At 64.1% G+C, this 18928-nt stretch carries 21 protein-coding genes; 11 read left to right on the top strand and 10 right to left on the bottom strand.

The window, feature by feature from the left end:
• Window positions 1-17: 17 nt before the first annotated feature.
• Window positions 18-2594 carry a lectin like domain-containing protein gene (locus U5709_RS06850; protein ID WP_321973065.1) on the bottom strand — a complete coding sequence of 859 codons (2577 nt, stop codon included), beginning with the start codon at window positions 2592-2594 and terminating at the stop codon, window positions 18-20.
• A 100-nt stretch (window positions 2595-2694) separates the two neighbouring features.
• Between U5709_RS06850 and U5709_RS06845 the strand changes: the two genes are divergently transcribed.
• A complete protein-coding gene (locus U5709_RS06845) occupies window positions 2695-3342 on the top strand; it encodes a class I SAM-dependent methyltransferase (RefSeq protein WP_321971834.1) in 648 nt (215 codons plus the stop codon).
• Window positions 3343-3523: 181 nt separating this feature from the next.
• Here the strand turns inward: U5709_RS06845 and U5709_RS06840 are convergent, their stop codons facing one another.
• From U5709_RS06840 to U5709_RS06810, 7 genes are all read right to left on the bottom strand, one after another.
• Window positions 3524-4027 (bottom strand): flavodoxin, encoded by a 504-nt coding sequence (locus U5709_RS06840; RefSeq protein WP_321973064.1) that lies wholly within the window; start codon window positions 4025-4027, stop codon window positions 3524-3526.
• A 21-nt stretch (window positions 4028-4048) separates the two neighbouring features.
• A complete protein-coding gene (locus tag U5709_RS06835; protein ID WP_321971836.1) occupies window positions 4049-4213 on the bottom strand; it encodes a hypothetical protein in 165 nt (54 codons plus the stop codon).
• A 127-nt stretch (window positions 4214-4340) separates the two neighbouring features.
• Entirely contained in the window at window positions 4341-4844 is a 504-nt protein-coding gene (locus tag U5709_RS06830) for a flavodoxin (protein WP_321971837.1), read from the bottom strand.
• A gap of 3 nt (window positions 4845-4847) precedes the next feature.
• Window positions 4848-5618: a carboxymuconolactone decarboxylase family protein gene (locus U5709_RS06825; protein ID WP_321973063.1), complete on the bottom strand. Its 771-nt coding sequence runs from the start codon at window positions 5616-5618 to the stop codon at window positions 4848-4850.
• A gap of 77 nt (window positions 5619-5695) precedes the next feature.
• Window positions 5696-6565: an aldo/keto reductase gene (locus U5709_RS06820; protein ID WP_321973062.1), complete on the bottom strand. Its 870-nt coding sequence runs from the start codon at window positions 6563-6565 to the stop codon at window positions 5696-5698.
• A gap of 44 nt (window positions 6566-6609) precedes the next feature.
• A complete protein-coding gene (locus U5709_RS06815; RefSeq protein WP_321971840.1) occupies window positions 6610-6819 on the bottom strand; it encodes a hypothetical protein in 210 nt (69 codons plus the stop codon).
• A 13-nt stretch (window positions 6820-6832) separates the two neighbouring features.
• Window positions 6833-7852 carry an aldo/keto reductase gene (locus U5709_RS06810; RefSeq protein WP_321971841.1) on the bottom strand — a complete coding sequence of 340 codons (1020 nt, stop codon included), beginning with the start codon at window positions 7850-7852 and terminating at the stop codon, window positions 6833-6835.
• A 124-nt stretch (window positions 7853-7976) separates the two neighbouring features.
• Here U5709_RS06810 and U5709_RS06805 point away from each other — a divergent pair, with 124 nt between their 5' ends.
• Window positions 7977-8852 carry a LysR family transcriptional regulator gene (locus U5709_RS06805; protein ID WP_321971842.1) on the top strand — a complete coding sequence of 292 codons (876 nt, stop codon included), beginning with the start codon at window positions 7977-7979 and terminating at the stop codon, window positions 8850-8852.
• Window positions 8853-8928: 76 nt separating this feature from the next.
• Here U5709_RS06805 and U5709_RS06800 read toward each other — a convergent pair whose 3' ends face one another.
• Window positions 8929-9807 carry a GGDEF domain-containing protein gene (locus tag U5709_RS06800; protein WP_321971843.1) on the bottom strand — a complete coding sequence of 293 codons (879 nt, stop codon included), beginning with the start codon at window positions 9805-9807 and terminating at the stop codon, window positions 8929-8931.
• Between the two features lie 205 nt (window positions 9808-10012).
• Here U5709_RS06800 and U5709_RS06795 point away from each other — a divergent pair, with 205 nt between their 5' ends.
• The 5 genes from U5709_RS06795 to U5709_RS06775 all read left to right on the top strand — a co-directional run bounded on the left by U5709_RS06795 (window position 10013) and on the right by U5709_RS06775 (window position 14745).
• Entirely contained in the window at window positions 10013-10156 is a 144-nt protein-coding gene (locus U5709_RS06795; protein ID WP_321971844.1) for a hypothetical protein, read from the top strand.
• A 105-nt stretch (window positions 10157-10261) separates the two neighbouring features.
• Window positions 10262-11002, top strand: a complete 741-nt coding sequence (locus U5709_RS06790) for an alpha/beta hydrolase (RefSeq protein ID WP_321973061.1) — start codon at window positions 10262-10264, stop codon at window positions 11000-11002.
• Between the two features lie 59 nt (window positions 11003-11061).
• Window positions 11062-11796: a tRNA (N6-threonylcarbamoyladenosine(37)-N6)-methyltransferase TrmO gene (gene tsaA / locus U5709_RS06785; RefSeq protein WP_321971846.1), complete on the top strand. Its 735-nt coding sequence runs from the start codon at window positions 11062-11064 to the stop codon at window positions 11794-11796.
• Between the two features lie 46 nt (window positions 11797-11842).
• Complete coding sequence (locus U5709_RS06780; protein ID WP_321971847.1) at window positions 11843-12778, top strand: GGDEF domain-containing protein; 936 nt, start codon at window positions 11843-11845, stop codon at window positions 12776-12778.
• A 353-nt stretch (window positions 12779-13131) separates the two neighbouring features.
• Window positions 13132-14745 carry a peptide chain release factor 3 gene (locus tag U5709_RS06775; RefSeq protein ID WP_321973060.1) on the top strand — a complete coding sequence of 538 codons (1614 nt, stop codon included), beginning with the start codon at window positions 13132-13134 and terminating at the stop codon, window positions 14743-14745.
• A 38-nt stretch (window positions 14746-14783) separates the two neighbouring features.
• Here the strand turns inward: U5709_RS06775 and U5709_RS06770 are convergent, their stop codons facing one another.
• Window positions 14784-16208, bottom strand: a complete 1425-nt coding sequence (locus U5709_RS06770; RefSeq protein WP_321973059.1) for a glycoside hydrolase family 5 protein — start codon at window positions 16206-16208, stop codon at window positions 14784-14786.
• Window positions 16209-16378: 170 nt separating this feature from the next.
• Here U5709_RS06770 and U5709_RS06765 point away from each other — a divergent pair, with 170 nt between their 5' ends.
• From U5709_RS06765 to U5709_RS06750, 4 genes are all read left to right on the top strand, one after another.
• The gene (locus tag U5709_RS06765) at window positions 16379-16876 is read left to right on the top strand and encodes an HD domain-containing protein (protein WP_321973058.1); all 498 of its coding nucleotides are present in this window, start codon (window positions 16379-16381) and stop codon (window positions 16874-16876) included.
• A gap of 18 nt (window positions 16877-16894) precedes the next feature.
• Entirely contained in the window at window positions 16895-17608 is a 714-nt protein-coding gene (gene ung / locus U5709_RS06760; protein WP_321973057.1) for a uracil-DNA glycosylase, read from the top strand.
• A 90-nt stretch (window positions 17609-17698) separates the two neighbouring features.
• Entirely contained in the window at window positions 17699-18298 is a 600-nt protein-coding gene (locus U5709_RS06755; protein WP_321971852.1) for a hypothetical protein, read from the top strand.
• A 9-nt stretch (window positions 18299-18307) separates the two neighbouring features.
• Complete coding sequence (locus tag U5709_RS06750) at window positions 18308-18628, top strand: DUF1294 domain-containing protein (RefSeq protein WP_321973056.1); 321 nt, start codon at window positions 18308-18310, stop codon at window positions 18626-18628.
• Window positions 18629-18928: the final 300 nt, after the last annotated feature.

The raw sequence follows: 18928 nt of genomic DNA, 5'->3' as shown, positions 1-18928 counted from the left end.
GGACGGTCTTCGGGTCGTTAGTCTTTGGCGCGGCGCTTGCTGGCAAGAAGCGCCGCGATGCCGAGAAGGCCCGCGGCGGCTGGGGCGCCCGCGCCCGCGTCGCCGGTCTTGGGGGTGGCACCCGCGGCCGCGGCGGTGTCGCCGACATGCCCGCCCTCGGCCTGCTCGCTTGCCGGCCGCTCGTCCTTTGCCTGCTCACCTGCCGGCCGTTCGTCCTTGGCGGCCTGCTTAGTGCCGGCCTTAACCGCGTCGGTCGAAAGGATTGAGGTGGCCTGGCGCACGGCCTCGGAGTCCGGGGTGTCCGCGGCAAGCGTGGTGGCGTAGTCGGCGCCCGCCTCGGCCAGCGTGAGCTCGGCCTCCTCGATGGCGGCGGCCAGCGCGTCGTGGGCGGCCTGTGTCATCCAGGTGTCCGCCGGGTGCACGTCGGAGCCGTCGGCGCTTATCTTGGCGCTGGCCAAGGCGGCCTTGGCGCGCTCGATGGCGGCGGCCAGCGCCTTCAGCTCGTCCACGCTGGCAAAGCTCTTGAGCTCCGCGTAAGTCTTGATCGGCATGTTGTCGACGACGACGTCGTTGTCCGCGCCGGCGTTGTCCTTGGCGACGTCCTCGACGAGCGTGGACCAGTCCTCCCAGGAGCCGTCCGTTGCGACGTAGCTTTCGCCGGGGTTGACCTTGGCGACGTAGTAGGTGTTGAGCTGGGTGTCGGCCTCGCTCTTGGCCTCGGGCTCCACGATGTTCTCGAAGTCCTCGTCCCACTGGGCGCTGCTCATGTACTCGGCGAGCTCCTTGGCGGCCTGCGCCTCAGCCTCTTCCCTGCTGCTGCCGAAGGCTTCGAGCTGCTCGACCCAAGCTTCCCTCTTCTTCTCCAGGAACGCCTGGGACTTCTGCTGGACGAGTTTGCGGTAGAGCGCGTCGTAGTGCTCCTCCGTGAGCTTGGCCTGGTTCGTGGAGGCGCAGATGTAGTACTTGCCGTCCGTCTCGCAGTGCTGGGTGGTGACGACGGAGTAGCGCTGTCCCTCGCGCATGGGCACATAGGTCTTCTCGTCAAGCGCCGCACGGTGGAAGCCCCCGTACTGATAGTTGGCGCTCACGGTGGCCACGAGCTTGCCGTCGGTGGGGTTCTTGACGTCGTCGTCCAGCAGGTAGACCTCGTAGGTCACCGTGGTGTTGGGCTTAACGGTGCGGCAGGTGAGCGCCCTCAGCATCTGGTCCTGCTCGGCAACAAAGACGTTGGCCGAGCTGGTCTTCTCGTCATATTCGTTCTCGAGCGTGGTGTCATCCACCAGGTAGTCGTACTGGTCGATGGAGAACTCGTCGGAGAGGTAGGTCGCGTCGAGGTCGTAGACGAAGGACTCGGCGCAGCAGATGGTCTGGTCGTAGTAGGACAGCCAGAAGTAGCCGGTGTGCTTGCCGGTCTTCTCGTCGACGATGCCCCAGTCGTTCTCGTTGGGGAAGTCGGAGTCCTCCGAGCCCCAGCTGTTCTTCACGAGCCAGGCGCCGTCGTGGTCGGGGCGGTGTGCGGCGATGAAGTTCTCGGCGGAGTAGGTGTCGTCGTAGCCCACGATCGTTACGGCGTGGTTGGCCCCGGTCGGGATGTCGGTGTAGCTGGACCAGGTGTCGATGTTGAAATAGGTGAGGTCGTTCGGCTCGTTGGCGTAGGAGGACTCGGCCCTGTAGGCGATGGAGACGGCGCGGCCGGCGAGAAGCTCGGACTTGATGGCGTCGACGCCCTCCTGGTTCAGGGAGTAGTTGCTGCTCTCGTCAAAGGTGGCGCATTCGGGCAGGATGTGGCTCTCCTCGAGCTCGTAGGCGCTGACGTTGTAGTAGCTGTCGTCGACCTTCCAGGTGGCCTCGGTCGTCTCGTCCTTGAGAGTCTCGGAGTAGTAGGCGGAGAGGGTGTAGCCGTCGGCCTTGGTGTGCTCCTTGGCGTAGCCCTCAAGCTCGGACAGGCCTAAGATCTCGTAGAAGGGGATGCCGTCCTTGACAACCTTGACCTCGACAATGTCCTCCTCGTTTTTGTAGGGGACGTCGGACTCCTGGACGGGGCCGATGCCGCTGGCGAAGACGGAGGTGGCGTATCCGGCAAGGCCGCCGAGGTTGTAGACGTAGTTGTCGGAGGCGGTGTCGTTGTGGAAGCCCTCGCCGGCCTGGGCCGAGCCCACAACGGACTCGGGCGCGCTGGAGTAGGCGAACCAGGTGAGATGGCGCTCGGAGAGGTCGATGCCGTCGGAGATGTCCATGTTGTCAGCCTGCATGGACGACAGGATGCTCGTCTCGGAGGCCGCGATGGCGGAGAAGCCCCAGCAGGTGCCCCAGGGGTTCTGGAACTTGACCGGGGTGACCACGGAGTCGCTGGTGTTGCCGTCGCCGTCGGGGTCGCGCAGGTCGTACTTCTCGGGGAAAGCGTCGTCGGAGAGGGCCACGGCGTCGGTGGTGGAGGAGTAGGCGGAGTAGCTGGGGCTGTTCATGGCGGCCACGGCCTCGGCCCAGTCGGCGGCGGAGATAGCGCTCTTGGCGAGCGCGGCGGCGGGCGTGAGGGCGAGGCCGGCGACGGTTGCGGCAACGGCCAGGGCGGCGATTCTTGCGGGGTGCTTCACGACGGGCTCTCTTCTTGCGGCGAAGGATGCGAAAGGGCGCCTCATTTGTATCATTTCGCGTTGAGTTAGAATGAGTTAACTTGATGTGAGGGGAGCAGCCATGGCCCGGACGGCAGAAGAGCTCAAGCAGATGTCGGTGCGCGAGTTCACCGAGGCGGCGCGCGTGTACGAGTCGGGGTACGCCGGCATCTACGAGATGTGCAAGGACGACTATCCGCAGATGCTGGCCGAGCTGGAGGGCGAGCCCTTCGCGGATGTGCTCGACGTGGGGTGCGGAACCGGCGCCGTCATCGAGCTGCTGCACCAGAAGTTTCCCGAGGCGCGCTACACGGGGCTCGACCTCACGCCGGCCATGATCGATGCCGCGGCGGCAAAAGAGCTTTCCAACTGCGAGTTTGTGGTGGGCGATGCCGAGAACCTGCCGTTTGCGGACGCGAGCTTCGACGCGGTCCTCTCGTCGAACAGCTTTCACCACTACCCGAACCCGGGTGCGTTCTTTGCCGGCGCGCTGCGCGTGCTGCGGCCCGGCGGCAGGCTGATCCTGCGCGACTACACGTCGAGCGACTTCGTGGTGTGGCTGATGAACACCTTCGAGCTGCCGTTCGTTCGCCTGCTCGGCCACGGCGACGTGCGCGTCCACAAGGTGAGCGAGTTTCGCGAGATGGCCGATGCCGCGGGCTTCGAGGTCGAGAAACTCGAGGCGCAGAAGGGCTTCCGGGCGCATCTGGTGGCCCGAAAGCCGCGCTAGATTCACAAAGTCTCGCATTTGAGTGTCTTACTGGGTTTTCATCGAGTAGACAAGCCATACCAACTGCGGTTTTGGCCGCAGATTGGCTCTTGCTACTCAGGCGGTTCGCAGCAAGACACTCAAATGCGAGAGTTTGTGCTCGCGACCTGCAAAAGGACGGTCCTTTTTGCGAGCGGCGTGCCTAACGAAGCCAGTTTCGGACGACCGACTCGGAGCGAGCGGCCTCGGAACCCTTGACGGAGAGACCAGGGGCCACGGTGGCGCCGGGGCAGGCCGTGGCGATGTCGCGCCCGGTGGAGACAAGGCCGCTGCCCTCGTGCGTGCAGAGCGGATGGATGGTCTTACCTGCGAAGTTGTGAGCCTCGAGCCAGGTGTAGACCGGCATCGGCATGGTGCCGCACCAGTTGGGATAGATCAGCACGATGTCGTCGTAGGGCGCGGGGTCGCAGTCGGCGGCAAGCTTGGGACGTGCGTTCGCGGCCAGCTCGTCGCGGGACTCGGCGACGCACTCGCGATAGTCGGAGGCATAGGGAGCCTCGCGGCGGATCTCAAAGAGGTCGTCGCCAGTTGCCGCGGCGGCAAAGTCGGCCAGCACGGCACCGTTGCCTCGCGGCAGCTCGACGATGTCTCCGGACACGTAGTTCTGGCCGGCGCGGCTGAAGTATGCGATGAGGGACTTGGACATGTTTCTCCAATCGTTGCGGCGCTAGCCGCAGATGCTGGCGCCGAGGTCATAGGCCTGCTGCATTGCGGGCGTCTCTCTAACATCTCCGACGTCCATGGTGCCGACGCCCAAGACTACGCCAATCTCTCGCGCATCGGGGACGCAGCAGGTTATGCCGCGCAGGCTCACGAGCACAAACTCTCGCATTTGAGTGTCTTGCTGTAAACCGCCCGAGTAGTAACGGCCAATCTGCGGCCAAAACCGCAGTTGGTATGGCTTGTCTACTCGGTGAAAACCCAGCAAGATGCTCAAATGCGAGAGTTTGGTCTCGTGCCTAGCCCAGAAGCGCCAGAATTTGCCCGATCCAGGCGTCGACGGCCGCCTGTGGGGACTCCTGATGGTCGCCGCCGGTGGAGTCGAACTGCACCTCCAGCGCGGGGCCGGCCGTGGCGCCCGCCGCGGCCTCGACCATGTCGTCGATTACGGTGCCGGGCCAGCCGCCGTTGGTCATGAACGGCACCATGACCTTGCCCGAAAGGTCCGCCGTCGAGAAGAACGTGCGGACCGCCGGCGCCATGGTGTACCACCAGGTCGGCGTGCCCACGGCCACCACGTCGTAGTCGGCCGGGTTATGCTCGAGCAGGCAAATCTCGGGCTCGAAGCCGGCGTTCACCTCGTCTTGGCCCTGGGCCACGGTCTCGTCGTAGTCCTCGGGGTAGGGGACCGAGGTCTTGATGCGCTCGAGGTCCGCGCCGCATGCCTCGGCCAGTTGCTCGGCGATTTTCTCGGTGTTGCCGCAAGACCAGCTGTAGTACGCAACGAGCATCTTCTTGCTCATCGACTAGCCCTCCAGCGCGGCGTAGGCCTCGTCGTCGACGGGCTCCAGCCACTCGTTGCTCTCGTCCTGACCGGGGTACTCGAAGGCCAGGTGGCTGAACCAGCTGTTTGCCTTGGCGCCGTGCCAGTGCTTGACGTTGGCCGGGATCTCCACGACGTCGCCGGGCTTGAGGGGGCGCGCGGGCTCACCCTCCTGCTGGTACCAACCCTCGCCGTCGACGCAGATGAGCACCTGGCCGCCGCCGGTGCTGGCGTGGTGGACGTGCCAGTTGTTGCGGCAGCCCGGCTCGAAGGTCACGTTGTGGATCTGCAGGTAGTCGCCCGGCTTGGTGATGCAGTTGAGGTAGCTCTGGCCGATGAAGTACTGCGCAAAGCCGTCGTTGGGCTTGCCCAGGCCAAAGAAGCCGCCGTGGGCCTCGGGCGCGTCGGCGTCGGCCGAGCCGCCCTCGCCGCCCTCGGCGTAGACCTCCTTGGCCATGCGGAAGGCCGCCCAGGCGTTGGGCCAGCCGGCGTAGAAGGCGATGTGGGTGAGAAGCTCGGCCATCTCAACCTGCGTCACGCCGTTCTTCTTGGCCTCGGCCAGGTGATACTGCAGCGAGCTGTCCACGATGCCCTTGCCGATGAGGGCGCTCACGGTCACGATGCTGCGCAGCTTCAGCGGCAGCTTGTCCTCGCGGCTCCACACCTCGCCAAAGAGCACGTCGTCGTTGAGGTGCGCGAACTCGGGCGCGAACTCGCCCAGGGCCTCGTGGCCCGCGGTCTGCTTAACAGCCATGATTCTCTCCTCTCGTGCGGACAAAGGGACGGTCCCTTTGTCCACTGTTTAAAAGTTGATGTAGTAAAGTCTGCCGTTTACAGCTTGCCGCCGAAGACGGGCCAGAAGCTCGACTCGCCGTAGTCCTTGATGCGCTCGGCGCCGCGCAGGGTCTGCATGTCCTCGGTGGAAATCTGGAAGTCGACGCGCGCGTCGTCGGCGATGTGCTCGGCGCTCGTGGCCTTGGGCAGCGGCAGCATGCCGAGTTCCAGGCAGTAGCGGATGCAAAGCTGCGCGGGCGTGACGCCGTAGCGGCCGGCGACCTCGGCGATCAGGGGGTTGCCCAGCACCTCGCCGTGGGCGATGGGGGAGTAGGCCTCAACCAGGATGCCCTTCTCGGCGCAGTAGTCGAGAAGCTCGAATGGCGTGTTGGAGATGTGCGTGAGCACCTGGTTGACCTGCGGCTTCACGGTGCCGCCCGCCAGGATGTTGTCAATGTCGCCGGCCAGGAAGTTGGAGACGCCGATGACGCGCACCTTGCCGGCGGCCTGGGCGTCCTCAAGCGCGCGCCACGCGGCCAGGTTGCCCTCCTCGTGGCGGTCGTCGGACTGGTTGACCTCCACCCACGGCTGCGGGCTGTGGAGGATCATCTGGTCCACGTAGTCCAGGCCGAGCTTGGAGAGCGACTCGTCGATGGAGGCGGCCACGCTCTGGTAGTCCTTGAGCTCGCCGGCGACCTTGGTGGCAACAAACAGCTGGTCGCGGGCCACGCCGCAGGTGCGGATGCCCTCGCCGACGCCAGCCTCGTTGCCGTAGGCCTGCGCGGTGTCGATCATGCGGTAGCCGCAGGCCACGGCGCTCTTCACGGCCGCCGTCGCGGTGGCGTCGTCCATGAGCCAGGTGCCCAGGCCGAGCCTCGGGATGAGGGTGCCGTCGGCCAGGGTGTAGTTCTCGTCCAGGATGGTCATCGTTTCTCCTTTCGACCTGCAAAAGGGACTGTCCCCAATGCGGGTTATTTGGTGTTGGGATCAATGCGGTACTGGTAGATGAGGTAGTCGAGGCAGTCGAGCTTCTTCTGCTCGGCGTGGATGGAGTCGAGAAGCTCGCGGCGCCGAGCCTTCAGCCGGCAGAGCTGCGCGCAGTCGCACAGGCCCTCGAACTCGTCAATGAACGCCTGGTCACAGCCTGCGTCCACCAGGTTTTGACGTATCTTGTCGTCCACGGGCGCCCCGCTCCTAGCGCGTGAGCTTCACGTTCGTGGTGCCGGCCAGCGCCTTCTCGCCCGGGCGGCCCTTGGGCCCCACGAGGTTGTGCGGCTGGTAGAGCTCCTCGAGGAAGTCGACCTCCTCGGCCGTGAGCTCAACGTCGAGCGCCGCCACCGCGTCGTCCACGCGTTCCGGCTTGCTGCAGCCGACGATGGGCGCCTCGACGCCTCGCGCCCAGTGCCAGGCCAGCGCCACCTGCGCCATGGGGACGCCGTGGTCGGCGGCCACCTTGGCCACGCGCTCGACGACGGGCAGGTCAATGGCTCGGTCGCGGTCGTACTTGTTCTGCATGGTCGTGTCGGTGGTGCCGCGCACCGACGAACTCTCCCAGGTGGGCCGGCAAAGGTGGCCGGATGCCATCGGGCTGTACGGCGTGAGCGCCATGTTGTACTGGCGGCAGACCGGGATCATCTCGCGCTCGTCCTCGCGGTAGAGCAGGTTGTAGTGGCACTGCATGCTGGTGAACTTGGTCCAGCCGTTCTGCTCGGCAATAACCTGCAGGTTGTGGAGCTGATAGGCGTACATGGCGCTCGCGCCCAGGGCGCGGACCTTGCCGGCGCGCACGAGGCGGTCGAGCGCCTCCATGGTCTCTTCCATCGGCGTGTCATAGTCGAAGCGGTGGATGATGTAGAGGTCCAGGTAGTCGGTGCCGAGGCGCTTGAGCGTGCCCTCAATCTCGCGCTCGATGGCGGCCGCCGAGAGCGCCCCCTCGTTGAAGTACACCTTGCTGGCAAGAACCACGTCCTCGCGCGCGATGCCCAGTTCACGCAGGGCGCGGCCGATGTACTCCTCGCTCGTGCCGAAGCTGTAGCAGTTGGCCGTATCGATAAAGTTGATGCCGGAGTCGAGCGCGCGGCGAATGACCTCGCGCGTGCCGTCGGCGTCGATGGTCCACTGGTGGAAGTCGGGGCTGGCCTCGCCGAAGCTCATGCCGCCGAGGCACAGCCTGGAGACCTCGATGCCCGAGTGCCCAAGGGTCGTGTACTGCATAAACGTTCAGCCTTTCTCGTTGCGTTTCCCTTTCGATATTGAGAATACGGGCGCACAGGCACGATGTTAAATACCTATAATAACTTGTTAGATATACGGGTGACGTATAACAGGGGTCTAACTCATGGAACTGCGAACCTTGCGATATTTCCTTGCCGTCGCGCGCGAGGAGAACATGACGGAGGCGGCCAACGTGCTGCACGTCACGCAGCCCACGCTCTCGCGGCAGATCGCCGACCTGGAGCGCGAGCTTGGGGTCACGCTCTTTGACCGCACGAACCGCGCGTGCGTGCTCACGGGCGACGGCATGCTGCTGCGCCAGCGCGCCGAGGAGATCATCTCGCTCGTTGACCAGACCGAGGCGGAGCTCGCCGACGACGAGCACGAGCTCTCGGGCAATATCCGCATCGGCGGCGGCGAGACGCAGGCCATGCGGCCCATCATGGACACATTCGTCGAGCTCCACCGCGAGAACCCGCGCGTGACCATCGAGCTCTACACGGGAAACGCCGATGCCGTGGAGGAGCGCCTGGAGCGCGGACTTCTGGACTTTGCCCTGCTCATCGAGCCGGTTAACCTCGAGAAATACGAGTGGCTCCAGATGCCGGGCGCCGACCGCGTGGGCGTGGCCGTGGCAACAACCAGCGAGTGGGGGAGCCGCGAGGGCGTGACCCCTGAAGACGTCGCGCGCATGCCGCTGCTTTTGAGCTCGCGCACGACGAATAAGGCCGTTGACCTCGTCGGATGGTCGGGCGGGGCAATCGACCCCGAGAGCCTCAACGTGGTCGGGCACCACGACCTTCTGGGCAACGCGGCGCACCTGGTGCGCACGGGCGAGGCGTGCGCCATGGGCATCGATCATTTGCTGCAGCTCGAGTCCGCAGACCTCAGATTCGTGCCGCTCAACCCGCCGATGAATATCAAATCTTTTCTTGTTTGGAAGAAGTACCGCCTGCGCAGCCGCGCTTGCGAGGAGCTGCTGCGCCGCCTGCGCGTCTAGGCGTGCCTGCAGAAAGGGGACTGTCCCCAAACCGCTGCAGAAAGGGGACTGTCCCCAAACCGCAGGTCGGGCGGGGTTACTCCTCGATCAGGTAGCCGTTCTTGCCGCCGTTTTTGATGCGGTACATAAGGTCGTCGGCTCTCTGGATAAGCGCCTCGGCGCCCTGCTCCGCGGCTGCAGCTTGGTAATACACGCCGATGCTCACCGTGACGTCGAACGTGCCCTGTGCCACGAGTTTCCGCACGGCGCCCACCCGCTGCTCGACCTCCTCGCGGCTCAGCGCATGCAGCGCGACGAAGAACTCGTCGCCGCCGTAGCGAGCCACGACGTCCGTTTCCTTCGGCGCGAAGCCCTCGCGCAGCGCGCCGGCCACGAACTGCAGGACCTTGTCGCCGGTAAGGTGGCCCAGCGTGTCGTTTACCTGCTTGAAGTTGTCGATGTCGATCATGGCAACGGCGAGGCTCATGCCGTGCGTTGACACGCGGTCGGCCAAGATGGGGAAGCGCTCGTCGATGAAGCGGCGGTTGGAGAGGCTCGTGAGGTCGTCTGTGTACACCTTGTGGTTGTAGTCGGTGATGCGGTCCACGAAGTTGTTGTTGCCGAAAGCGGAGACGAGCACGTCGTCGTTGGAGGCGGTGACCACCTCGAGCACGTACTTCTCGCCGTCGATGTCCACGGGCTGCGCGACCACGTGGTAGATGTCGTGGTCGATGAACTCGAACTTGGAGAAGCGTCGGTCGTTCATGAAGCACTTCGACGAGATGCAGTTGTCGCAGCGCTCCTCCTTTTTCCACACGTGGAAGCAGCTGTTGGGCTGCGCGACCAGCTCGTCGCCCTCCACGATGTAGACGACCATGCTGATGGGGTCCACCAGGCGCACCACGTCGAAGAAGCGCGACATAGACATGATGAGCTGCGCGATCTGTTCCTTGTGGTAAGAATTCTGCCCCGTCATGGTGAGCCCCTTTCGACCTCGTATTAGCTTAGCTGATGCGCGGTACAACAATTGGCCTGCGCGTTAATCATTCCGTAAGCGGGTCGCCCTCAAGGCTTTGTTGGCGTTCGTCGAAAAAACGTCTTGGCACCTGCGTCGACTCCGTAAGCTGCAAACCGACAAGCGGACGAACCCCGCGCCGGCGAACCAACCAAGGAAGATTCACATGGGATTTTTCGCTGACCTTATCGGCCCCTTGCTCGACATGAAGAAGCTCTCCAAGCTCGCTTCGATGCTCGAGCCCGAGATCGAGAACGTCGTCGAAGGCCTCGAGAAGAAGGCCGAGGACGTCGAGAACAAGACCAAGTAACTCGGTCGTCGCGCTTCGATACAGCTCCACCGATACAATGAGACGAAGGGGCTGTCCACCTGCAAAAGGGACAGTCCCTTCTGCAGGTCAAGAAGGGGAGAGTGCATGGCCGCTAAACATACATGGCTGAAGCGAATTGCGGCTGCGCTTGTCATCTTGGCGGCGATTCTCGCCGTGGCGCTCGGCGTCTATGTGTCCGACTATTCGCGCGCCGGAAGCGAGGCCGAGGCGATTATCGCTGTGGATTCGGCGAGCGACGCGTCGGTCGCGGTGGCGGACTTTGACGCCTTTATAGCGGTGGGGGACGAGAACTCCGAGTACGGTATCGTCTTTTATCCCGGCGGCAAGGTAGCGCCTGAGGCGTATGCGCCGCTTGCGGCCAAGTTCGCTGAGCAAGGCGTGTTTTGTGTCATCGCGAAAATGCCATTTAACCTCGCATTTCTTAACTTGAACGCGGCGGACTCGGCGATAAGCGCTTACTCAGGCGTGTCTCACTGGTGGATCGGCGGCCACTCGCTCGGCGGCGTGGCGGCCGCAAGTTATGCCGCGAGCCATACGTCGAAGCTCGAGGGTCTGGCGCTTCTTGCCGCCTACTCCACCGAGGATCTCTCGCAGCTCGGGCTCAAGGCGGAGCTCGTGTACGGGTCAAACGACGGCGTGGTCAGCCGAGAGAGGCTCGACGCTTGCATAGCCCAGCTGCCTGCGAGCTCGGTGCTCCAGATCGCCGGCGGCAACCATGCGGGCTTCGGCGATTACGGTGCGCAGTCGGGCGACAACGAGGCGACCATCTTGCCCGACGAGCAGCAGGCACAGGCCGTCGCCGCCATCGTGGCTGCCATGAGGTGACGCCGTGGCCGGCTCGTCATTTCGCATCAAAACTACAACGGTATGAAGGGACTGTCCCCTTGTCTTGTCTGAGGGCCATCGCGCATATACGCACCGACCTGCCGCAGAAGTTCGGCATCCCGCGGAACAGCTTTCTTGCCCCTCACCTGCAGGGACGCATCGTCTTTGAGCCTGAGTTCGCGCTCGAGTCGGCGGTCGCCGGGCTCGAGTTCTTCTCGCACCTGTGGCTGCTCTGGCAGTTCGAGAACGGAACCCCCGGCGGCACCGCGGCCGACATCGCCGCCGATACGGCCACGGCGAGTAGGCCCGGCACCAACGACGCCTGGTCGCCGACGGTCCGCCCGCCGCGCCTCGGCGGCACGGAGCGCGTGGGCGTCTTTGCCACGCGCAGCCCTTTTCGCCCGAACCCGATAGGCCTGACCTGCGTCGCGCTCGACCGCGTGGAGCGCACGCCCGACGGCCCCGTCATCCACGTCCTCGGTGCCGACCTGCGCGACGGCACGCCCATCTACGACATCAAGCCCTACATCCCCTTCGCCGACTGCCATCCCGAGGCCACGGGCGGCTGGATCGAGAAGAACCCCTGGCAAGAGCTCGACGTCGACTTCCCGGAAAGCCTGCGCACGATCGTCGACGCCGATAAGCTCCCCGGCCTCATCGAGGTCCTGCGCCAAGACCCCCGCCGCGCCGGCGCTAAGCACGACCCTGAGCGCGTCTATCACTTGGCGTACGCGGGGCATGACGTGGCCTTTACCGTCGATAACACCTCGCTTACCGTTGTGTCCGTCGGCTAGGGCCGCCAATCAGGCATTCTGTTTCCGACGTCGCAAGGGGGAGCACATGGAGAAGCTGCGCAACATGGAGAACTCGCACAGCATCGAGCAATCGTACGCTTTTAAGAGCAACATCTTGAGTTCGCTCTCCGAGATCTATGTGTCCATCCACGCCCTCGACCTTCGCAAGCAGAAGATCTACACCATCAAGTCGAACCCCTTCCTCGAGAAGCTCATCTACATCGGCGGCACGCTCCAGGAGTGCATGGATAACGTGATGCAGACCATCGGCGCGCCCGAGCACAGCCAGCTCCTCAAGGACTTCTGCGACTTCTCGACTCTTTCCGCGCGCATGGGAGACGACCCGATGACCTCGTGCGTCTTTGAGGGCAAGATGAACGGCTGGTGCAAGGCGCGCTTTATCAAGCTGGGCTCCCTTGACGCCGACGAGGCCGATCCCGATCGCTACCTGCTCTACGCCGTCGAATGCATCGACGCCGAGAGACGAGAGACGGAGCGACTGCTGTATCTCTCGCAGACCGACCTGATGACCGGCATCTTTAACCGCGGGCACGGCGAGCAGGCAATCGACGCCCTTTTGCGCGACGGCGTGCAGGGCATGTTCTGCCTCTTCGACGTGGACAAGTTCAAACAGGTCAACGATAAGTACGGCCACGATGCCGGCGACAAGGTGCTTATCGGCGTGGCGAACACGCTGGCGGCCGCTAAGCGCGACGGCGACGTGGTCATGCGCCTCGGCGGCGACGAGTTCGCCGCGTATTTCGTCGGCATTCAGACGCCTGAGGAGGCCGCGCCCATCATCGCGGAGATCTTCGGCGGCGTGTCGGCCATTCGCGTCGAGCCCATGTCCGAGGAGGTCAGCGTGAGCCTCGGCGCCGTGCTCTACCGCCCCGGCCTCGACTTCGACTCCGTCTACCGCATGGCCGACCGCGGCGTCTACGACAGCAAGAACAACAAGGGCAGCACCTACATCCTCGAGTAGGCCTTCTTGCCGCGCCGGGCCGCCATCTACGGGCCTCGGCGCAGTCCTGCGCGCACAAAAACAGGGATGGCGGCAGTTTTTACGAGTCGTCCGAGTAGCCAAATGTTGAGCAAATCTTTTACCTGCTGTTTTGTGGGGCATAAAGCGCGGGATACTCGATGGCTCCGCAATAAACTGCCGCCATCTCCAATATTTTGCTGGCCGATGGCCCGAGGGGCCGCCATGTGTGCGGAATGGGCCGCGACCGCCGTCAATATAACGGTGACGACGCCATTGCGATGAGAAATAAGGCATAACTAACCTGCGTGTGCGCGCTAAAATCGACTAGTTTGTGCAGATAAGGAAGGACACGCATGGCTAGCCTCAAGGAACAGATCTCGTCTCGCCGCACGTTCGCGATCATCTCGCACCCGGACGCCGGCAAGACCACCCTTACCGAGAAGCTCCTCTTGTACACCGGCAGCATCCAGACCGCCGGCTCCGTAAAGGGCAAGAGCTCGGCCAAGCACGCTGTCTCGGACTGGATGGACATCGAGAAGGAGCGCGGCATCTCCGTCACCTCGTCGGTGCTGCAGTTTAGCTACGAGGGCCACTGCGTGAACATCCTCGACACCCCCGGCCACCAGGACTTTTCTGAGGATACCTACCGCACCCTCATGGCGGCCGATGCGGCCGTCATGGTCATCGACGGCGCCAAGGGCGTCGAGGCGCAGACCAAGAAACTCTTCAAGGTCTGTACCCTGCGCCACATCCCGATCTTTACCTTCGTGAACAAGCTCGACCACGAGGCGCGCGACCCCTTCGACCTCATGGAGGAGATCGAGACGGTCCTCGGTATCGGCACCTATCCCATGAACTGGCCCATCGGGTCCGGCCGCAACTTCCGCGGCGTCTTTGACCGCCAGGCCCGCCGCGTGCTGGCCTTCGAGGGCGACGGCCACGCCAACGCCACCAAGAAGGTCCGCGAGATCGAGGCGGAACTCGGCAGCGACCAGCTTGAGGGGCTTATCGGCACCGAGAATCACAACAACCTGATGGACGACATTGAGCTGCTCGATGGTGCGGGCGACGAGCTGGACCTTGAGGCTGTGAGCTGCGGAAAGCTCTCGCCGGTTTTCTTTGGCTCGGCGCTTACCAACTTCGGCGTGGAGCCCTTCCTCAAGGAGTTCCTGCGCCTCACGCCGCCGCCGCGCGCCTACACCGACCAGGTCTCCGGCGAGGCCGTGGACCCCGTGGAGAACGACTTCTCGGGCTTCGTGTTCAAGATCCAGGCCAACATGGACAAGAACCACCGCGACCGCATCGCCTTCGTGCGCATCTGCTCGGGCAAGTTCGAGCGCGGCATGACGGCGACGCACGTTCAGGGTGGCCGCAACATCAAGCTCGCAACCGGTACCTCGATGATGGCCGACGACCGTGCCATCGTGGACGAAGCCTACGCGGGCGACATCGTGGGCCTCTTCGACCCGGGCATCTTCTCCATCGGCGACACGGTCTGCGCCGGTAAGATGAACGTCCAGTACCCGCCCATCCCCACGTTCCAGCCTGAGCACTTCGCAAAGATCTCGCAGGTAGACACCCTTAAGCGCAAGCAGTTCGTCAAGGGCATGGAGGAGCTTGCGCAGGAGGGCGCCGTGCAGATCTTCCGCGAGGTGGGCGCCGGCATGGAGTCCGTGATCGTGGGCGTGGTGGGCGTGCTGCAGTTCGAGGTGCTCGAGCAGCGCCTCGAGAGCGAGTACCACGTTAAGGTGTATCGCCAGGGCCTGCCGTACAACCAGATTCGCTGGATCCAGAACGCGCCCGACAGCTACGACATCAAGAAGCTGAGCCTCACGCGCGACACCTGCCGCGTGGAGGACATGCGCGGCGGGCGCCTCCTGCTCTTTACGAGCGATTGGAACATCAACTGGGCCGTTGAGCACAACGAGGGCCTTGAGCTCTCCGAGTTCGGCAACGTCTCGTTCTAACCTGCAAAAGGGACTGTCCCTTTTGCAGGTTGAGTAATTTATGCGGGGTAGACGATGAGGCCGACGTCGGAGGTGCCGGCGCCGGTGATGTGCACGGTCGCGCCGTCAGCGGCAATCGTGCAGTTCCAGCTCTCGGAGATGGCCACGTTGGCAGAAAACACCAGGTCGCAGCCCCAATTGCTCGGTGTTGTGCCGCTCGTCACGGTAATGTCGTAGAGCAGGTACGGGGCGCCGTTGGTCTCCCAGCTCTGGCGCAGGTTGGCCGAAACGGCGAGGCCGTCGTTGCCGGTGATCGACTCCAGCGTAAACGTGCCCACGCCGGTGCCCGAGCCGTCCGGCCTGGCGACCTCGGTCGGCGTCTGCCCGCCGAGCATCGCCTTGAGCCACGTCCCGCTCGGCGTAAGGTCGCCGTCCTCGAAACCCGAGGTCTTCTCGCAGCTCGAGGCAATAAACGACGCGCTCTCGGCCTTATTGCAGAGGCTCCAGCAACAGCAGCTCACGCCGAGCTCGTCCATGAGGTTTACCCAGGCGGCGGCGGACTCAAGGTCGAGGCTGCCGTTGCCCGACGCGTCGCAGATGCCGTATTCGCTCACAAAGACGGGCGCGCCGCCGTCGACGGTCGAGCGCAGCGTGGCGCGCAGGTCGTCTTTGTGCGTGGCCGCGTAGAAGTGCAACGTGTACATGACATGCTCGTCGGCAAGAGGGTCCGCGGCGGCTTGGTCGGGATGCTGGCTCCAGTTAGGGGTGCCCACGAGCACGACGGCGCTGGCGTCGTTCGCGCGGATGATGGGCAGGATAACCTCGGCGTAGCTCTTCACATCCGCCCAGGTAGTCGAGCCGTTCGGCTCGTTGCAGATCTCGTAGATCACGTTGGTCGCGTCCGCGAACTCGGACGAGGCCCACGCCCAGAACTCCTTGGCCTGGTCGATGTAGACGTTGGGGTCGAGGTCCTGCAGCACGTGCCAGTCGACGATGCAGTACATGTCGGCGTCGGCCGCGTACTTGACGCCGCGAACGAGCAGGTCGCGCAAGGCAGCCTGGTCGCCGCCGGAGCAGTAGCCGCCGTTCTCGTGCGTGTACATGGCGAGGCGCGCCACGTTGGCGCCCCAACCCGAGAGCTCGGCGAAGCACTCGGCGTTGACGTATTGCCCAAACCACGCGATTCCGTGGGTCGAGAAGCCCTTGAGCTGCACGTTATTGCCCGAGGCGTCCACAAGGCGCGCGTTCTGCACGGTGAGACGGCCGTTCGCGGAAGGGCGGGCGACGGCGCCGGTACTCGCGGCGGAGGCGGTCTCGGCGGGGGAGGACGCGGCCTCGGAGGTCGTCGCGGGGGCTTGCGATTCGGCGGTCTCGGCCGCGGGGGCGGCGGTTTCTTCTTGCGACTTTGCGCAGCCGGCGGCGATCGCTGCGGTCCCGGTGGCGGCCGCGGCGACAAACGCGCGTCGAGTGATTGACTTCTTCATGTGCGCTCCTTGCTTTGAGCGGCGGCTGATTTATTGCTTTGAGGGTAGCGCAAGTTTTCGTTGCGCGCCCGCCCGCCGGCTGAACTAGAATGTGCGGGTCTCGCCATATGCAACCGGAGGGCAGCACTATGCCAGAGCCTCAGAGCAACCAAAGTAAGACCTCGGAGCAAATGCTTCATGAATTGACGCTCAAGATGATCGAGTTCGATGCGGGCGACACGGCCCGTATCCAGCACTTTGTTAAGGTCGCGAGCTTTGCTCGGACTATTGCTTTGGGTGAAGGTATGGACGCACAGACGCTGCTCACGCTCGAGGCGGCGGCCATTGTGCACGACATTGGCATCCGCCCTTCGGAGGAGAAGTACGGCGACCCGAGCGGCAAGCACCAGGAGGAGCTGGGGCCTGAGCCCGCGCGCCGGATGCTCGCAGAGGTCGGCTTTGACCCCGCGCGCTGCGAGCGCGTGGCGTATCTAGTGGGGCACCACCACACCTATACGAACATCGATGGGGCCGATTACCAGGTGCTCGTTGAGGCGGACTTCCTCGTGAACCTGTTCGAGAACGGCTCGGGACTGGACGCCGTTCGCTCCGCGGGGCAGAAGATCTTTCGCACTGCGACCGGCAAGTGGCTGCTCGAGACCATGTTCGACGTGCGGATTGATGGTTAGGAAAGAGGCCGAGGCGCTATGACCAAGCAGCAAAACATCGATGCCTGGCTCGCCGATGCGCCGGCCGAGGTCGTGGACGCGACCGAGCGCCTGCTTGCCGAGGTGGCGGTCCTTCGCGCTGAGCAGACCATCTATCCGCCCCAGGACGACATCCTGAACGCCCTCGCGTGGACGGCGCCCGGCGACGTGCGCGCGGTCATCCTGGGGCAAGACCCCTACCACGAGGAGGGGCAGGCCATGGGGCTCTCCTTCTCGGTGCACCGCGGCTGCAAATTGCCACCGAGCCTGCGCAACATTTACAAAGAAATGGCTGCTGACCTGGGGTGTTTGGTGCCTGGGTCGGGCGACCTCTCCAACTGGGCGCGCCAAGGCGTGCTGCTGCTCAACACGACGCTGACCGTGCGCCAAGGCGCCGCGAACTCGCACGCGAAGCTGGGCTGGAAGGTGCTCACGGACTACGTGGTGCGCCGATGCCTCACGTTGCCGCAGCCCGTGGTTTTTCTTGCCTGGGGAAAGAACGCGGTGGCGCTCGTGGAGGGGGCCAAGGAGGGGCTTGGCGAGCAGGTCGCGGACGATAAGTTCTGTCTCGCGTCGACGCATCCCTCGCCGCTCTCGGCCATGCGGGCGGCAAGCGATCTGTGCGCGTTCATCGGGTCGCGGCCCTTCTCGCGAGCCAATGAGCTGCTGGTAGAGCATGGTGCGGCGGCGATCGACTGGGCGGACGTGGGGTAAGGGCCGCGGTTTCGCCGCCGCCTGCGATGAATTTGTGTCCTGCGCGTGCGGTACTATCGAATGGTTAAACCACGAGCTGGGGAGAGTCCCATGGGCAGAAGCAACGCGGATCGGCAGGAGAACAAGGCCGGCGGTGGCAGCGGGGCCGGCGTCGGTAAGAGCAACGGCTCGCCAATGACGAAGATCGTCGGGGCCGTCGCGGCGGTTGCCGTTGCGGTTGTCTGCTCGGTGTTCGGCATCCAGACCACGTCGGGAAACTCCGGCTCGAATTCAAATAACGCGCAGGTCACAGCTTCTCAGACGACGCCGATCGGGGGTTCTGCGAGCAGTTCTGCGAGCAGCGATTCCTCCTCTAGCGGCTCAAAGACCACGCTCTCGTACTCCGGCAAGTCCGACTCCGGTTCCTCCAGCGGCTCCGAGGCCAGGAGCAATCTCACGTTCCGCAACGAGGAGCGCCTGCAGGAGCACTACGAGAAGCACGGCATCGACATGGGCTTCTCGTCGGCCGAGGTGTATCTTGCCGGAGCCAATAAGGTGCTCTCCAACCCGGACTGCCTGCATAAAACCGAATCCAAGGACGGCGACGATGCGTACTACCTCGAGGACACGGGCGAGTTCGTCGTCGTGTCCAAGAAGGGGTACATCCGCACGTACTTCTTGGCGAGCAAAGATTACTTCGAGCGTCAGTAGGCGGCGGCGATGGTTTTGGGATTTACGACCGGCGAATTGCCGTATGCGCAGCTACTGGGCATTGCGTACCTGCTCTGCATGAACCTGGCGACGCTCATTTGCTTCCTTGTGGATAAGGCGCGCGCGGCCGGCCACAACTCGCGCATCTCCGAGGCTACGCTGCTCGGGCTGGCGCTCTCGGGCGGCTCGCTCGGGGCGCTTCTGGGCATGCACCTCGTGCGCCACAAGACGCAGAAGTGGTACTTCAAGTTCACCGTGCCCGTAATGCTGGCGGCACAGGTGGTGCTCATATGGTGGCTGTGCCATACCGGCTTTTTCGACGTGGCCTAGCTGCGGTTTGGGGACAGACACCTTTCCGCACACGCGCCGCGGCTGCGGTTTGGGGACAGACACCTTTCCGCACACGCGCCGCGGCTGCGGTTTGGGGACAGACACCTTTCCGCACACGCGCCGCGGCTGCGGTTTGGGGACAGACACCTTTCCGCACACGCGCCGCGGCTTCGAGCCCGTTGCCGAATCTTTGGGCCAATTCGCTGATACCAAGGTTCGTGTGCGAAAAGGTGTCTGTCCCCAAACCGCAGCCGCGGTGCAGCCTAGTCCAGCGGTTTATCCAGCTCGCGGGCCAGCTCG

Origin of the sequence: Paratractidigestivibacter sp., from assembly GCF_963660155.1 — a bacterium.
In the GTDB taxonomy this organism is placed as follows: Bacteria; Actinomycetota; Coriobacteriia; order Coriobacteriales; family Atopobiaceae; genus Paratractidigestivibacter.
Note: the sequence above shows the minus strand (reverse complement) of the source record. Positions and strands in the feature narration are given on the sequence as shown.

Coding starts and splice junctions, on each gene's coding strand:
- U5709_RS06790 (WP_321973061.1), top strand. CDS start 10,262: ATGGCCGCTAAACATACATGGCTGAAGCGAATTGCGGCTGCGCTTGTC.
- U5709_RS06835 (WP_321971836.1), bottom strand. CDS start 4,213: ATGCGAGAGTTTGTGCTCGTGAGCCTGCGCGGCATAACCTGCTGCGTC.
- U5709_RS06805 (WP_321971842.1), top strand. CDS start 7,977: ATGGAACTGCGAACCTTGCGATATTTCCTTGCCGTCGCGCGCGAGGAG.
- U5709_RS06750 (WP_321973056.1), top strand. CDS start 18,308: ATGGTTTTGGGATTTACGACCGGCGAATTGCCGTATGCGCAGCTACTG.
- U5709_RS06820 (WP_321973062.1), bottom strand. CDS start 6,565: ATGACCATCCTGGACGAGAACTACACCCTGGCCGACGGCACCCTCATC.
- U5709_RS06840 (WP_321973064.1), bottom strand. CDS start 4,027: ATGTCCAAGTCCCTCATCGCATACTTCAGCCGCGCCGGCCAGAACTAC.
- U5709_RS06825 (WP_321973063.1), bottom strand. CDS start 5,618: ATGGCTGTTAAGCAGACCGCGGGCCACGAGGCCCTGGGCGAGTTCGCG.
- U5709_RS06830 (WP_321971837.1), bottom strand. CDS start 4,844: ATGAGCAAGAAGATGCTCGTTGCGTACTACAGCTGGTCTTGCGGCAAC.
- U5709_RS06770 (WP_321973059.1), bottom strand. CDS start 16,208: ATGAAGAAGTCAATCACTCGACGCGCGTTTGTCGCCGCGGCCGCCACC.
- ung (WP_321973057.1), top strand. CDS start 16,895: ATGACCAAGCAGCAAAACATCGATGCCTGGCTCGCCGATGCGCCGGCC.
- U5709_RS06845 (WP_321971834.1), top strand. CDS start 2,695: ATGGCCCGGACGGCAGAAGAGCTCAAGCAGATGTCGGTGCGCGAGTTC.
- U5709_RS06765 (WP_321973058.1), top strand. CDS start 16,379: ATGCTTCATGAATTGACGCTCAAGATGATCGAGTTCGATGCGGGCGAC.
- U5709_RS06780 (WP_321971847.1), top strand. CDS start 11,843: ATGGAGAAGCTGCGCAACATGGAGAACTCGCACAGCATCGAGCAATCG.
- U5709_RS06810 (WP_321971841.1), bottom strand. CDS start 7,852: ATGCAGTACACGACCCTTGGGCACTCGGGCATCGAGGTCTCCAGGCTG.
- U5709_RS06775 (WP_321973060.1), top strand. CDS start 13,132: ATGGCTAGCCTCAAGGAACAGATCTCGTCTCGCCGCACGTTCGCGATC.
- U5709_RS06800 (WP_321971843.1), bottom strand. CDS start 9,807: ATGACGGGGCAGAATTCTTACCACAAGGAACAGATCGCGCAGCTCATC.
- U5709_RS06755 (WP_321971852.1), top strand. CDS start 17,699: ATGGGCAGAAGCAACGCGGATCGGCAGGAGAACAAGGCCGGCGGTGGC.
- U5709_RS06795 (WP_321971844.1), top strand. CDS start 10,013: ATGGGATTTTTCGCTGACCTTATCGGCCCCTTGCTCGACATGAAGAAG.